The organism is Paenibacillus sp. FSL H7-0703, from assembly GCF_038003485.1.
In the GTDB taxonomy this organism is placed as follows: Bacteria; Bacillota; Bacilli; order Paenibacillales; family Paenibacillaceae; genus Paenibacillus; species Paenibacillus polymyxa_B.
This window is the reverse complement of the sequence record NZ_JBBOPF010000001.1, coordinates 821563-837133: the sequence shown is the minus strand read 5'-3', so window position 1 is coordinate 837133 and position 15571 is coordinate 821563. Positions and strand designations below refer to the sequence as shown.

At 47.7% G+C, this 15571-nt stretch carries 10 protein-coding genes and 2 rRNA genes; 11 read left to right on the top strand and 1 reads right to left on the bottom strand.

The window, feature by feature from the left end:
- The first annotated feature begins 81 nt into the window (after positions 1 to 81).
- Entirely contained in the window at positions 82 to 1242 is a 1161-nt protein-coding gene (locus MHB46_RS03110; RefSeq protein ID WP_341161578.1) for a rhamnogalacturonan acetylesterase, read from the top strand.
- 115 nt (positions 1243 to 1357) lie between these two features.
- Positions 1358 to 1681: an MGMT family protein gene (locus tag MHB46_RS03105; RefSeq protein ID WP_341161577.1), complete on the top strand. Its 324-nt coding sequence runs from the start codon at positions 1358 to 1360 to the stop codon at positions 1679 to 1681.
- 156 nt (positions 1682 to 1837) lie between these two features.
- Here the strand turns inward: MHB46_RS03105 and MHB46_RS03100 are convergent, their stop codons facing one another.
- A complete protein-coding gene (locus MHB46_RS03100; RefSeq protein ID WP_013370989.1) occupies positions 1838 to 2026 on the bottom strand; it encodes a hypothetical protein in 189 nt (62 codons plus the stop codon).
- A 320-nt stretch (positions 2027 to 2346) separates the two neighbouring features.
- Here MHB46_RS03100 and MHB46_RS03095 point away from each other — a divergent pair, with 320 nt between their 5' ends.
- The 9 genes from MHB46_RS03095 (at position 2347) to MHB46_RS03055 (ending at position 15488) form a co-directional block, all read left to right on the top strand.
- Positions 2347 to 3510 (top strand): TolC family protein, encoded by a 1164-nt coding sequence (locus MHB46_RS03095; RefSeq protein WP_341161576.1) that lies wholly within the window; start codon positions 2347 to 2349, stop codon positions 3508 to 3510.
- Between the two features lie 13 nt (positions 3511 to 3523).
- Positions 3524 to 4984 carry an efflux RND transporter periplasmic adaptor subunit gene (locus MHB46_RS03090; RefSeq protein WP_341161575.1) on the top strand — a complete coding sequence of 487 codons (1461 nt, stop codon included), beginning with the start codon at positions 3524 to 3526 and terminating at the stop codon, positions 4982 to 4984.
- A gap of 6 nt (positions 4985 to 4990) precedes the next feature.
- Positions 4991 to 5710, top strand: a complete 720-nt coding sequence (locus MHB46_RS03085) for an ABC transporter ATP-binding protein (protein WP_341161574.1) — start codon at positions 4991 to 4993, stop codon at positions 5708 to 5710.
- On the top strand, positions 5707 to 6918 hold the full coding sequence (locus tag MHB46_RS03080; protein ID WP_165175377.1) for an ABC transporter permease: 1212 nt from the start codon (positions 5707 to 5709) through the stop codon (positions 6916 to 6918). The genes MHB46_RS03085 and MHB46_RS03080 overlap by 4 nt, the downstream gene beginning before the upstream one ends.
- Before the next feature lie 236 nt (positions 6919 to 7154).
- Complete coding sequence (locus MHB46_RS03075; RefSeq protein ID WP_238794854.1) at positions 7155 to 7769, top strand: helix-turn-helix transcriptional regulator; 615 nt, start codon at positions 7155 to 7157, stop codon at positions 7767 to 7769.
- A gap of 13 nt (positions 7770 to 7782) precedes the next feature.
- Positions 7783 to 8586 (top strand): pyruvate, water dikinase regulatory protein, encoded by an 804-nt coding sequence (locus tag MHB46_RS03070; protein WP_069291845.1) that lies wholly within the window; start codon positions 7783 to 7785, stop codon positions 8584 to 8586.
- A gap of 147 nt (positions 8587 to 8733) precedes the next feature.
- Positions 8734 to 9711, top strand: coding sequence for a class II fructose-bisphosphatase (glpX, locus tag MHB46_RS03065; protein ID WP_341161573.1), 978 nt, complete (start codon positions 8734 to 8736; stop codon positions 9709 to 9711).
- Between the two features lie 882 nt (positions 9712 to 10593).
- Positions 10594 to 12149 (top strand): 16S ribosomal RNA (locus MHB46_RS03060).
- A 412-nt stretch (positions 12150 to 12561) separates the two neighbouring features.
- Positions 12562 to 15488, top strand: a 23S ribosomal RNA gene (locus MHB46_RS03055).
- The 16S and 23S rRNA genes sit together here, the layout of an rRNA operon.
- The last annotated feature ends 83 nt before the right edge of the window (positions 15489 to 15571 follow it).

Sequence of the window (15571 nt, the reverse complement as noted above, 5' to 3'; positions counted from 1 at the left end):
GTAGAATTTTATGTATACGCTTACAAAAAAGTGAAATGTCCTTTGCTTCATACAATTAAAAATTTGGAGGAGGAATGAAAAATGAAGTGGAAAAAAGGATTGACTGGTATGCTTTTAGCAGCTTTTTTATGTGGTGCACCAGTTGTGGGCATAGCTACCCCGGCACATGCATCCGCTGGCGAGTACAAGTTTGATTTTGGTGGAGGTACGGTCGAAACGGGTTATACTGGAGTGAGCGCTTCGCTGTCCTATGACTCAGCACGTGGCTATGGCTTTCGTACCCCTGAGAATATGCGTAATGTCAGTGCTTCGGGGACTGGAGTGGCAAGCGATGCGGTACGGTTCCTGGCTACAGGTACGAAAAGCGAGAATACTTTTGACGTTGATCTTCCTCCTGGTTTGTATGAGGTGTCGGTTACTTTAGGAGATACCTCTCGTTCGAGTATTGCGGCTGAAGGGGTGTATCAGGTCATTAATATGACAGGGAATGGGGCCAAGGATCGCTTTCAAATTCCAGTGACAGACGGACAGCTAAATCTGCTGGTTACTGAAGGCAAAGAGGGCGCGGTCTTCACACTCAGTGCATTGGAAATCAAGCAATTATCTAGCAATCCGGTTACGAATCGAACGGTTTATATCGGTGGAGATTCTACGGTTTGTAACTATTATCCGCTAGATAGCAGCGTGCAGGCGGGATGGGGTCAACTGCTGCCAGAGTTTGTGAACACGAATACTTTTCAAATTCGCAATATGGCGTCAGGAGGCCAAATTGCTAGAGGCTTCCACCAGGACGGTCAGTTGGAGGCCATCGTCCAATATATCAAGCCGGGGGATTATTTTATTCTCCAATTGGGCATTAATGACACCAATCCAAAGCATAACGAAAGCGAAGCGGAGTTTAAGGACTGGATGCGGGATATGATCCGGCAGGTTAAGACCAAGGGGGCGACGGTAATCCTGTCAACTCCGCAAGGACGAGCCACTGACTTTAATACTAACCATGTACACAACGCAGAAAACAGATGGTATAGAAGCGCTATTTTGGCGCTGGCTCAAGAGGAACAAACGCCTTTAGTCGATCTGAATGTTCTTAGCTCAGCTTATTTCACTTCTATTGGTAAAGACGCTACACTGGCCTTGTATATGAATGGCGATACACTCCATCCAAACTATGAAGGTGCAAGGGAACTGGCCCGATTGGTAGCACAGGATTTAAAAAGGCAGGGTCTGAGCGGATTCTAAATTTAAATTATGGGTTTTCCCCTGCTTCTTGCATTCGTAGGAGCAGGGGTTTTTAGCCTCTGTTCAGGGTGCTATAATTATTGAAAAAGCAATAGTAATACGGAGGAATTAGAACATGCAGCCTTTCACTGCCCGTGTGCTTCAAATTATACTGTTGATCCCTGAGGGAAAAGTAATGACTTACGGTCAAATTGCGGCAGAGGCCGGAAGCCCAAGAGGTGCCAGGCAGGTGGTGCGAATTTTGCATACATTGAGCCAAAAACACCGACTTCCTTGGCATAGAGTAGTCAACCGCTTGGGGGAGATTGCTTTGCAGGAGGATGAGTCCGCATCCCTGCAGCGTCTGTATTTAGAGGAGGAAGGCATACATTTTAATGAAAGCGGGCGTATTCCACTAGATCAATATCTCTATGATCCTCAGGTGGAGATGGAAGAATAGGAATGGAACAAGCTATGCGGTTTTATATTGGGTTTGATTATCACAAAGATCCGGGACAAATCAATTATCGATTTGTCCCGGATTTTTTTCATCTAGCATACGAAGCAGATAACTAGAGGTAATCTGTTATTTATAGCATAAAATTCACTTGTCATTTTATCCGATAAGATGCTGCTGATCCCGTTGAGCAAGGTGAAAAGAAATGCTGTTCATCAGCGGTATATCGTTATTTTTCCGGGCTTCCCGGATTAGTTGTTTCTTTTTTTGTTCTGATTCACGTAAAAAGCGGGTCATCCACAAATCAGACGGTTCGTTAGTGGTTGTCATGCGAGATTCTTTTATCATCTATTAACCCTCCCAGTGAGCGGCTGTTATTCTTTCTCTAGTATATGTTCCAAACCTTAATAGATGCTGTTGGTTTCCTTAAAATTAGCTGAAAATTAGGTAAAGTTCAGGTAAAAATAGCTTGAATCAATATCTCATTGGACGAAAAGCAGTATAAAGCGAGTAATCAGGGAAGTAAAGGTTACAAAAATGTATTGTTTTGATACCTTGTACCAACATAAACCTGAAAGTACAATTAGAATGCAAAGAGTTCGTGGAAGTTTATGTCGAAAAAAATGGAAAAGATTCGGGGAATGAACCGAAAGGGGAGAGATTCATCTATGAAGCAAAAAGCGGCTGTCGTGCTGCTTGTATTGTCCTTATCATCAGGATTGGCCTCCACTGTACAGTCTGAGAGTTTATCAGGAAATGTAGCATCAAGTACGTCGGTTAGTCCATCTACTGCGGCTACATCGAAGACATCATCCGTAACGGGTCAGGCTTTACCTACATTAACACTCAAGCAGGCCGTGGAATGGGCACAGACGAACAGTTACAATACGCGTACCGCCGAACGGGACGTAGAGCGTCACAGAATGGAACTAAAAAATGCAGAAAAGGATCTGGGAAATGCATTTGTTGATTTTATAGACGGCGAATATGTTGATGATAATACCTCTTGGAAAAGTTATAACTCTTCGACGCTATCTTATCTAGCCAGCAAAAAGCAGGCGCAGTTCGCCAAAGACCAGATTTATTTTAATGTAATGAAAAGCTATCAAAGTGTGTTCGTGGCAGAGAATCAAGTGAAAAATGATCTAGAAGCGCTGGAAATCGCCCAAGCGGAGGAAAAGATTGCACTTGCCAAATTTGCGCGCGGCAAGCTGTCTGAGTATGCAAAAAACGAGAGTACACAGGCCAGAAACCAGGCTCAGCAAACAGTAGAGCAGGGGAAAATTGCGTTGCAAAAATCCAGGGATGCTCTGAACTTCCTCATGGGACAGCCTAATGGAACAGCTTATGAATTGGTTGATCGGCCCGTGTACAAGGAACCGAAGAAGCTGGATATCGAAATACATATACAACAGCTGACAGACATGAATCCGAATTTATGGAAGCTGGAGGATAGTATCAAAACTTCGGAGCTCAATGTGAGATACTTCGATTTTAACAGCGGCGCAGGTGCTTACGATCTAGCTAAAATGGATGTCGATACAGCCAAAGAGGAGCTCGCCAAAGGTCAAAAGGATTTTGCCGAATCAATCCGCAATTTGTATGCCACGGTTAAGGAAAACCAAAAGAAATACGTACAACTGGAAGAAAGCTTGCGTACGGCAAAAGAGGCCTTGGAGTTATCACGCAAAAAGTGGGCCAGAGGTCTAATTATCGAGACGGAGTTGAAAAATAATCAGCTAAAAGTGAACCAGATTGAACGGCAAATGGAAGAGCTGGCGATCGAGTTGGATCAAAATGAGTATACGTTGAACAAGCCATGGAGCACATAGGGAGGAAAAGGCGTTGGCAGAAACGGTTTTAAATGATGCTTTAATCAAGTTACGGAAAAAACGGAGAAAAAAGTGGATATGGACTGCAATTGTTCTACTGGTTGTAGGTGGAGGCGGAGCGGCAGTATATCTGAATCTGCCCAAAGAGCAGGCGGCACCTTTAGTTCAGGATGAGACGCTTAAAGTAGAGCGCGGCGATGTGAGTGAGAAGCTGGACACGTCCGGCACTGTGCAAGCGTCCAAGGAAGTGAAGTTAAACTTCACGAGTGCAGGTGATAACAAGCTGGCAGCGGTAAATGTGAAAGCCGGGGACAAGGTGAAAAAAGGACAGGTGCTGGCTCTTCTGGACAGTTCAGAAATTAAAATGCAAATTCAGACTGCGTCTGATACTTTGGAAATATCCAAAGCCAAGCTGGCTGAATTGGAAAAAGGTCCGAAGGCAGAGGACATTGAAATTCAGAAGACAAATGTACTTCGGGCCAAAATGGCTATCGATACAGCGCAAGAATCATTTGAATTGGAAGAAGCCGAAAGTCAGAAGAAAACTTCCCAAAAGCAGTTGGAACAGGCGCGAAAGGCATATGAAGACCAAAAGTTTTTACATGATGCCGGGGCGGTGTCCAACAGTGAATTGGAGCAGGCAGAGCAAGCACTGGATAAAGCACAGACGGACTATGATGGTCTGGATCTGCAGTTCCGCAAAATCATGTCGCAAAAACGTCGCACCATTTCAGAAGCTGAAATCGGATATCGTACGGCAATGGCAGAGCTTCGCAAAATTCAGGTTCCTGCTGATGCATCCAATATTCAAGCCTCACGGATAGAGGTTCGAAGACAGGCGACGGAACTGGAGCAGAAGAAAAATGAATTGAACAAGCTTCAGGTCACAGCACCTTGGGACGGAGTGATCTTGAAGGTGAACGGGGATGTGGGGACCAGTCCGACCGCTCCATTCATTGTCATGAATAACTCGGATTCCAACGATCTTAAGGTAGTTGTAAAGGTAAGTCAGACCGACATTGTCAAAGTAAAGAAGGGTCTTTCAGCCGTGTTGACTACCAATGCCTATCCGGGTGAATCTTTTCCAGGGAAGGTGCAATTCGTCTCACCGGAAGCCTCTACGGATGAAGGGATGACGACGTATCTGATGGAACTGTCTGTCCATGACCCGAAAGGCAAGCTCAAAACGGGCATGATTATGAATGTGGCCGTTATTTTGGGAGTACACAAAAATGTACTGTTCGTACCTGCGACTGCGCTGAGATCCGAAGGGGGACAGGATGGCGTGTATGTTGCCGCCAATAACGCTGCGAATCCAGGGGCGCGCACATTCAAGCCCGTAGAACTCGGATTTTATACGCCAGATCGAGTCGAACTCAAGTCAGGTGTAAAGGAGGGTGACACGCTTATTGTGCCTGCTCCTGAACCTCCGCCGGATCCTTCCGCTATGGGCGGCATGCAGGGAGGCTTTTAAACGGGTATGAGATACGTCATTCAGATTGAGGATTTGAAAAAAGTGTACCAGGTCGGAGATCAGGAAATTCATGCCCTGCGTGAGGTACAACTTAATATTGCTGACGGTGATTTTGTTGCGATCATGGGACCGTCTGGATCAGGCAAGTCCACGATGATGAATGTCATCGGCTGTCTGGATTTACCTACATCGGGACAATTTTATTTGGATGGCTATTCGATATTAGATGCCCGCGAGGATGAACTGGCTATTATACGTAATCAGAAAATCGGATTTGTATTTCAAAAATTCCATTTGCTCCCGCGAGCAACGGCTTTGGAGAATGTGGAACTGCCTATGATCTATGCGGGTATTTCTGCCAAGGAGCGTCGTTTGCGGGCAATGGAAGCCCTCACTAGCGTAGGTCTAGGCGATCGGATGAACAATAGGCCGAACGAATTGTCAGGCGGTCAGCAGCAGCGGGTATCCATTGCGCGCGCACTTGTGAACAATCCGGTTATTCTCTTGGCGGATGAACCGACAGGCGCATTGGACTCCAAAACTAGCGTTGAAATAATGGGGATTTTTCAGCGTCTGAATGATCAGGGGAAAACGGTTGTATTGGTTACTCATGATCAGGAAATTGCGGAATACGCCAAGCGTCTGATTCATTTTCGAGATGGGCGGATTGAAGAGGATCAGCCTGTTGGGAAACGAAGAATGGCGGCAGAGGAAGTGAAGGCATGAAGTTTAAGGAAATTATCCGTGTGTCGCTCAACAGTTTGCGAACCAATATGCTGCGATCTTTGCTGACCATGGTGGGCATTATTATCGGAGTAGCCGCTGTGATTATGATTGTAGCCATCGGTAAAGGATCAACGGCTACGATTACATCTCAGATCAACAGTATGGGAAATAATCTGCTGATGATCTATCCTTATGCTCCATATGATGGGTCCAGCTCCATGTCGTTCAGTCAGACGAAAGGAATATCTCTGGAAGATATCGATGCGCTAGAGCAGCAAAAAGCAGTAGCAGAGGTAGCACCAAGTGCCATGACCAATGCAGATATTACGTGGAGCCGCAATAAGGTCAGCGGGCAAATTGAGGGAACTTCGCTGGCATTTGTCCATGTGAGAAAGCTGTCGCTAGCTCAAGGTAGGTCCTTTACACACTATGAAGTGGATAAACGAATGAATGTGGCTGTGCTTGGGAGTGATGCGGCCCGTAATATTTTTGGTCCGGATGCCTCCAGAGCGGTCGGTGAGACGATCATGATCAAACAGCTTCCTTTTAAGGTGGTTGGTGTGCTGGCAAATTCCAATTCCAATATGAGTAACAGTGGTCAGCAGGTATATGTACCGATTACAACGGGGATGGAACGGCTAGGCAATATGAGTATTCAGCAGGTGAACGCCTCCGCAACAACAGAGGAGAAGATCAGTCAGGCAAGTGCTGAAATTCGGCAGGTGTTACGTGTCAGACATGAGCTAAAGCCATCAGAGGGTGATGATTTTCAGATTATGACCCAGACGGAAATCTTAAAAACGGTGTCCGGGGTTGATCGTATTATGAATATGTTGCTGGCCGGTGTAGCTGCAATTGCGCTTGGCGTTGGTGGTGTCGGCATTATGAATATTATGCTGGTGTCCGTCACGGAACGCACAAGGGAGATCGGGATTCGCAAAGCGATTGGTGCGCAGCGCAGTGATATAATGCTGCAGTTTGTGGCTGAGGCTGTTTTTCTCAGTCTGATGGGTGGACTGGTTGGCGTAATGGTGGGTCTCGGAGGTGCAAAGCTGCTCGAGAAATTCGTCCAAATGCCGATTGTGTATTCGATAGAGCCCGTGCTGTACTCTTTTCTGTGCTGTATGGCAGTCGGGGTGTTATTCGGAGTATATCCGGCGCGGAAGGCGTCGAAGCTACGTCCGATTGATGCTTTAAGATACGAATAAGGGAGCGGGTACTTCGCCTTACTCGAAAGAGCAGGGTGTAAGTACCCGTTTTTTGTGTGTAATAAGTGTTTTAAATGATGAAAAGACATGAATAAACACTTTAGTTTTATATATATGATGTTTTATATGATTTTTAAGGTTGATTTATTGTTATATATGACGTATTATATTCAATATCAGATTGAAAGAAAAAAGGAGGGACGTTCATCATCGACCTTACGGCAAGACAAGTAGAAATTTTAAACATTGTACAAAAGCATGCCCCGATTACCGGGGATCAGATTGCGGAAATGCTTAATCTCAGCAAGGCGACCATTCGGACCGACTTATCCAAATTGGGCATTCTGAATTACATAGATGCAAAGCCCAAGGTCGGATATTTTGTTGGAAAGCGGGGCACGCCGAACCGGGAGGAAAAATTCCGGCTGTTGCAAATGAAGGTCGGCGATCTTCATGGGGTTCCAGTCATCGTACGTGAAACAACAACGATTCAGGAAGCTGTCGTGGCTCTCTTTTTGGAAAATGTGAGCAATTTGATCGTCACCGATGAAGACGGAGATTTGGCAGGGGTAGCTTCCCGCAAGGATTTGCTTAAGGTAACGTTAGGGAATCCCAATGCAGCAACCATTCCTGTCAGCCTTGTGATGACCCGACAGGCGAATGTTGTCACCGTTTCCCCAGAGGATACGGTATTAGAGGCAGCGCGCAAAATTATTGCCCGTCAAATCGACAGCCTGCCTGTCGTCGTCCCTTCCGACTCCGACAAGCAAGGGGAGCACTGGAAAGTCGTGGGACGCATTACAAAAACGAATATTATTAAAATGTTGCTCGATATGGTAGCAGAGGATTAATGGGAGGAATCGAATGGTTCAGGCGAGCAGTCATTTTATAGCGATCTGTTCAGACTCAATTGGCGAAACGGCAGAAGCTGTCGTACAGGCGACCATGCGCCAATTTGAGTTACCAGACACAGAGATCAAAAGATTTATGAACGTGAGGGATGAAGACGAGCTGAGCCGGGTGATGGAGGAAGTTGCCGAGCGTAAAGGCTTTGTAGCTTATACGCTGGTACAGCCGGAATTGAGAGAGGCGATGAAAGAGGAGGCTGTCCGGCTGAATGTGCGGGCTGTCGACATTATGGGGCCGATGATGCAGGCGTTTGCCGATACGTTCCATGACGATCCCAAAGAGAAGCCTGGTCTGCTGCATCGACTGGACGACAACTATTTTCGCCGTGTAGAGGCCTTGGATTTTGCGGTTCAATACGATGATGGCAAAGATGTGAGCGCCATTCTTAAAGCGGATATTGTATTGCTTGGGGTATCCCGTATTTCCAAAACCCCTTTATCCATGTTTCTCGCGCATAAAGGTTATAAAACGGTCAACATACCGGTTGTACCGGAGCTGACACCCCCTGTTCAGTTGAAAGATGTTCAGCGTGGTCGAGTGTTCGGATTAACGATCGAGCCAGAGTTACTGTTAAAAATACGCAGTGAGCGACTAAAGGTTATGGGGCTTCCTAATAATGTGCAGTATGCTACAGCGACGAGGGTGGAAGAGGAAATAGCGTATGCGCAGTCTTTGTTTAAAGAGCTGAATTGTCCGGTTATTGATGTTACAGATAAGGCGATTGAAGAGACGGCAGGTTTGATTATCAGAATGTTATAGAGCCTAGTAGCTGCTCATATAACTAAAAATTAAAATCGTAGGATACAGGAGTTTAATAGATAAATAGAAAGATTGCAGCAAAGCTACCCTAAATAATTCATTTGCTTAAGGGTAACTATTATTTTTAGAAGAGGTGGAGGGATAGGTATGGAGAGTCAAATGGCTTTGGAATTCGTTCGGGTAACAGAGGCAGCGGCACTGCAATCAGCACAATGGACAGGGCGTGGAGATAAGAATAGCGCGGACGAGGCGGCTACGGTAGCCATCCGCACTCATTTTAATGCGGTATCCATGGACGGCACGGTCGTCATTGGCGAAGGCGAAATGGATGAGGCTCCCATGCTGTATATCGGAGAAAGAGTAGGCAATCGTAGAGGACCGGCTATGGACATCGCTGTCGATCCACTAGAGGGAACCGAAACAGTAGCAAATGGTTTGAATAACGCTCTGTCGGTCATTGCTGCTGCACCTCGTGGTAGTCTACTCCACGCTCCAGATATGTACATGCAAAAAATGGCCGTTGGCCCGGCATTGGCTGGAAAGCTGTCACTTGAGGACCCAATCCCAACTACATTGTCAAAAGCTGCACGAGTACTCGGTAAATCCTTGTCTGATCTTACCGTGTCCATTCTGGATCGTACACGGCACGCTGGGATCATCAAGCTTCTGCGGGAAAGCGGCGTTCGAATCAAATTGCTTGGGCATGGGGATGTGATGGGCGCGATTGAAACATGCCTGGATAGCGGTGTGGATTTGCATATCGGTTCTGGTGGCGCTCCTGAGGGTGTATTGGCCGCTGCAGCGCTGAAATGCATGGGCGGAGAAATTCAGGGTCGTCTGCTGCCTCATGGTGAAGAAGAGATTGAGCGTTGCAAACGTATGGGCATTACTGACCCCGGTGCGTTGCTTACCATGGATGATATGGTCGGACGCCAAGGCGTGATGTTTGTGGCTACAGGTGTGACACCTGGAGAGTGGTTGCAGGGGGTTCGTTCTCTTCCCGGTCACAGAGCGGAAACTCATTCAGTCGTAATGCACTCGGAAACAAAAACGATTCGCTTCGTTCGGAGTATTCATCATACAGCTGATTCTTCCGGCACGCTTGCGGTAGCGGCATCCTCTTGAATATTGAAGTCATGGCTTCCTAAATCTGTTTCCACAGTAAGCAAAAGGTTCTTCTTCACCTTGCATTGTCCAGAGGTGAACTCGAAACAGGAGTTTGCGTATGCTGTAAACACAATACGGAGATTAAGTTTATCGTTTAACAAACGAGGAACGATAGTTCAATAAAACAGCGGTATCTAGGACTCGTCTAAAGATACCGCTGTTTTTCATATTTCGGGATCAATCTAACTGTCATAGAGCAGATGAAGTTATCAACTCTTGGAATACGCATCGAGTAACCTCACTTTCATTGAGTGACGTAAGCATAATTGTTTTTGCCATAACTAATTGACAAAGCAAATCCTTATGTAAAATTAGAATAACACAGATTTAAGTAATACTTCCGCCTATTGGCATATGAATTACTTTGGTGTTTATCTATAGTTGTCTATTAAAAGGAATTAATTGCAAGTAGAATTAATTTGGTATACGTGTTAAATTACTAGTCCAGCCGATAAAACAAGATCAAAGAATTTTAATAAGTTTGAACAAGTTGGAAATTTTTACATGTATACTTAATTGCTTTAAATTGATATATTGTTAATCCAGCCCGAAAATGATTATTAAAAATATGGGTTGGATGAATCGCCTGGAATTATTTACAGGTTGAACAAATTAGACGAAAATGTTATATTATTATTCTGGCTCAAACAAAGCCGTATGAAAATTTGATCTTTGAAAACTGAACAACGAGTGAGCATGGATTTTGTTTACAAAATCCAACGCAGAAATTTTGGTACATGCCATTAGGCTGTATGAAATGGAAGCGAAAATGAGATGTTTTATCTCGTCAGTTTCAACATGAGCTTATCGCTCTTTCTATAAACCAACTTCGGTTGGTCTTTAATGGAGAGTTTGATCCTGGCTCAGGACGAACGCTGGCGGCGTGCCTAATACATGCAAGTCGAGCGGGGTTGTGTAGAAGCTTGCTTCTACACAACCTAGCGGCGGACGGGTGAGTAACACGTAGGCAACCTGCCCACAAGACAGGGATAACTACCGGAAACGGTAGCTAATACCCGATACATCCTTTTCCTGCATGGGAGAAGGAGGAAAGACGGAGCAATCTGTCACTTGTGGATGGGCCTGCGGCGCATTAGCTAGTTGGTGGGGTAAAGGCCTACCAAGGCGACGATGCGTAGCCGACCTGAGAGGGTGATCGGCCACACTGGGACTGAGACACGGCCCAGACTCCTACGGGAGGCAGCAGTAGGGAATCTTCCGCAATGGGCGAAAGCCTGACGGAGCAACGCCGCGTGAGTGATGAAGGTTTTCGGATCGTAAAGCTCTGTTGCCAGGGAAGAACGTCTTGTAGAGTAACTGCTACAAGAGTGACGGTACCTGAGAAGAAAGCCCCGGCTAACTACGTGCCAGCAGCCGCGGTAATACGTAGGGGGCAAGCGTTGTCCGGAATTATTGGGCGTAAAGCGCGCGCAGGCGGCTCTTTAAGTCTGGTGTTTAATCCCGAGGCTCAACTTCGGGTCGCACTGGAAACTGGGGAGCTTGAGTGCAGAAGAGGAGAGTGGAATTCCACGTGTAGCGGTGAAATGCGTAGAGATGTGGAGGAACACCAGTGGCGAAGGCGACTCTCTGGGCTGTAACTGACGCTGAGGCGCGAAAGCGTGGGGAGCAAACAGGATTAGATACCCTGGTAGTCCACGCCGTAAACGATGAATGCTAGGTGTTAGGGGTTTCGATACCCTTGGTGCCGAAGTTAACACATTAAGCATTCCGCCTGGGGAGTACGGTCGCAAGACTGAAACTCAAAGGAATTGACGGGGACCCGCACAAGCAGTGGAGTATGTGGTTTAATTCGAAGCAACGCGAAGAACCTTACCAGGTCTTGACATCCCTCTGACCGGTCTAGAGATAGACCTTTCCTTCGGGACAGAGGAGACAGGTGGTGCATGGTTGTCGTCAGCTCGTGTCGTGAGATGTTGGGTTAAGTCCCGCAACGAGCGCAACCCTTATGCTTAGTTGCCAGCAGGTCAAGCTGGGCACTCTAAGCAGACTGCCGGTGACAAACCGGAGGAAGGTGGGGATGACGTCAAATCATCATGCCCCTTATGACCTGGGCTACACACGTACTACAATGGCCGGTACAACGGGAAGCGAAATCGCGAGGTGGAGCCAATCCTAGAAAAGCCGGTCTCAGTTCGGATTGTAGGCTGCAACTCGCCTACATGAAGTCGGAATTGCTAGTAATCGCGGATCAGCATGCCGCGGTGAATACGTTCCCGGGTCTTGTACACACCGCCCGTCACACCACGAGAGTTTACAACACCCGAAGTCGGTGGGGTAACCCGCAAGGGAGCCAGCCGCCGAAGGTGGGGTAGATGATTGGGGTGAAGTCGTAACAAGGTAGCCGTATCGGAAGGTGCGGCTGGATCACCTCCTTTCTATGGAGAATCGTTTCCTGCAATGGAAACATTCAAATCAGCAGGTACAACGTACCTGCAACTGGATATTCAATTCGGTTCATCACGTTCGTGTGAATGAAATGAATATCCTTAACTTACTCACTCGTTGCTCAGTTTTGAGAGTTCAAACTCTCACATCAGATTTCCAAAATATACTTGTATTCAAGTGTTGAGGAATTTGATATGATGTTTTTCCGGGGTTAAAGCCGGAGAGAATATTGCACCTTGAAAACTGGATACCGAAACGAAATTGCGTTTTAGAATATTCCTTTAAGCTGATCTTGTGTAAACAAGTGAAATAAAGGTAGCAGGTAAGGAAAGATTTTTTGCTTATGGCAAAAATCATTCTTTATCGAACATCGACATTTTCTTTCTTTGAAAGAAAAGTCTAGGTTAAGCTACAAAGAGCACACGGAGGATGCCTAGGCGCCAGGAGCCGACGAAGGACGTGGCGAACAACGATAAGGCCTCGGGGAGCTGTAAGCAAGCTTTGATCCGGGGATGTCCGAATGGGGAAACCCGGCTGTCTTCATCGACAGTCACTTTCTGCTGAATACATAGGCAGAATAGAGGCAGACCAGGGGAACTGAAACATCTAAGTACCCTGAGGAAGAGAAAACAATAGTGATTCCGTCAGTAGCGGCGAGCGAACGCGGATTAGCCCAAACCAAGGAGCTTGCTCCTTGGGGTTGTGGGACGTCTCACATGGAGTTACAAAGGAACCGGTTAGATGAAGAGGTCTGGAAAGGCCCGCCAGAGAAGGTAAAAGCCCTGTAGTTCAAAACTTGTTCTCTCCGAGACGGATCCCGAGTAGTGCGGGGCACGTGAAACCCCGTATGAATCCGGCAGGACCATCTGCCAAGGCTAAATACTCCCTGGCGACCGATAGTGAAGCAGTACCGTGAGGGAAAGGTGAAAAGCACCCCGGAAGGGGAGTGAAATAGATCCTGAAACCGTGTGCTTACAAGAAGTCAGAGCCCGATCTATGGGTGATGGCGTGCCTTTTGTAGAATGAACCGGCGAGTTACGTTCCCGTGCAAGGTTAAGGTGAAGAGCTGAAGCCGCAGCGAAAGCGAGTCTGAATAGGGCGAATGAGTACGTGGACGTAGACCCGAAACCGGGTGATCTACCCCTGTCCAGGGTGAAGGTGCGGTAACACGCACTGGAGGCCCGAACCCACGCATGTTGAAAAATGCGGGGATGAGGTGGGGGTAGCGGAGAAATTCCAATCGAACCCGGAGATAGCTGGTTCTCCCCGAAATAGCTTTAGGGCTAGCCTCGGAAAAAAGAATCGTGGAGGTAGAGCACTGATTGGGTGCGGGGCCCGCAAGGGTTACCAAGCTCAGTCAAACTCCGAATGCCATAGATTTAGTTCCGGGAGTCAGACAGTGAGTGCTAAGATCCATTGTCGAAAGGGAAACAGCCCAGACCATCAGCTAAGGTCCCCAAGTGTGTGTTAAGTGGGAAAGGATGTGGAGTTGCACAGACAACCAGGATGTTGGCTTAGAAGCAGCCACCATTGAAAGAGTGCGTAATAGCTCACTGGTCGAGTGACTCTGCGCCGAAAATGTAACGGGGCTAAACACACCACCGAAGCTATGGCTTGATGCTTGCATCAGGGGTAGGGGAGCGTTGAATGCGGGTTGAAGGTGTACCGTAAGGAGCGCTGGACTGCATTCAAGTGAGAATGCCGGTATGAGTAACGAAAAGATCTGTGAGAATCAGATCCGCCGAAAGCCTAAGGGTTCCTGAGGAAGGTTCGTCCGCTCAGGGTAAGTCGGGACCTAAGGCGAGGCCGATAGGCGTAGTCGAAGGACAACAGGTCGAAATTCCTGTACCACCGTAATCCGTTATGAGCAATGGGGTGACGCAGTAGGGTAGTGACGCGGACTGATGGATGTCCGTCTAAGCAGTGAGGCTGGTGTGTAGGCAAATCCGCACATCGTAAGGCTGGGCTGTGATGGGGAGCGAAAATTGTAGTAGCGAAGGTCATGATCTCAGACTGCCAAGAAAAGCCTCTAGCCAGGAGAAGGTGCCCGTACCGCAAACCGACACAGGTAGGCGAGAAGAGAATTCTAAGGCGCGCGGAAGAACTCTCGTTAAGGAACTCGGCAAAATGACCCCGTAACTTCGGGAGAAGGGGTGCCTCGGTAGGGTGAATAGCCCGAGGGGGCCGCAGTGAAAAGGCCCAAGCGACTGTTTAGCAAAAACACAGGTCTGTGCGAAGCCGCAAGGCGAAGTATACGGGCTGACGCCTGCCCGGTGCTGGAAGGTTAAGGGGAGTGGTAAGCCCTTCGGGGCGAAGCTATGAACCGAAGCCCCAGTAAACGGCGGCCGTAACTATAACGGTCCTAAGGTAGCGAAATTCCTTGTCAGGTAAATTCTGACCCGCACGAATGGCGTAACGACTTGGGCGCTGTCTCAACGAGAGATCCGGTGAAATTTTAATACCTGTGAAGATGCAGGTTACCCGCGACAAGACGGAAAGACCCCATGGAGCTTTACTGCAGCTTGATATTGAATTTGGGTACGATCTGTACAGGATAGGTGGGAGCCGTTGAATCTTGAGCGCCAGCTTGAGAGGAGGCATCCTTGGGATACCACCCTGATCGTATCTAGGTTCTAACTTGGTACCGTGATCCGGTGCGAGGACAGTGTCAGGTGGGCAGTTTGACTGGGGCGGTCGCCTCCTAAAGAGTAACGGAGGCGCCCCAAGGTTCCCTCAGAATGGTTGGAAATCATTCGAAGAGTGCAAAGGCAGAAGGGAGCTTGACTGCGAGACCTACAAGTCGAGCAGGGACGAAAGTCGGGCTTAGTGATCCGGTGGTACCGCATGGAAGGGCCATCGCTCAACGGATAAAAGCTACCCTGGGGATAACAGGCTTATCTCCCCCAAGAGTCCACATCGACGGGGAGGTTTGGCACCTCGATGTCGGCTCATCGCATCCTGGGGCTGAAGTAGGTCCCAAGGGTTGGGCTGTTCGCCCATTAAAGCGGTACGCGAGCTGGGTTCAGAACGTCGTGAGACAGTTCGGTCCCTATCTGTCGTGGGCGTAGGAAATTTGAGAGGAGCTGTCCTTAGTACGAGAGGACCGGGATGGACGTACCGCTGGTGTACCAGTTGTTCCGCCAGGAGCACCGCTGGGTAGCTATGTACGGAAGGGATAAGCGCTGAAAGCATCTAAGCGTGAAGCCCCCCTCAAGATGAGATTTCCCAATTAGTAAGACCCCTTGAAGACGACGAGGTAGATAGGTTGGGGGTGGAAGTGCAGTAATGCATGGAGCTGACCAATACTAATCGGTCGAGGGCTTATCCTAAGAATAAAACGCAAATGAGTTTCGGATCCAGTTTTCAGGGTGTAACCTTGAAGGTATGTAGAAATACATACAACAAGCGCATG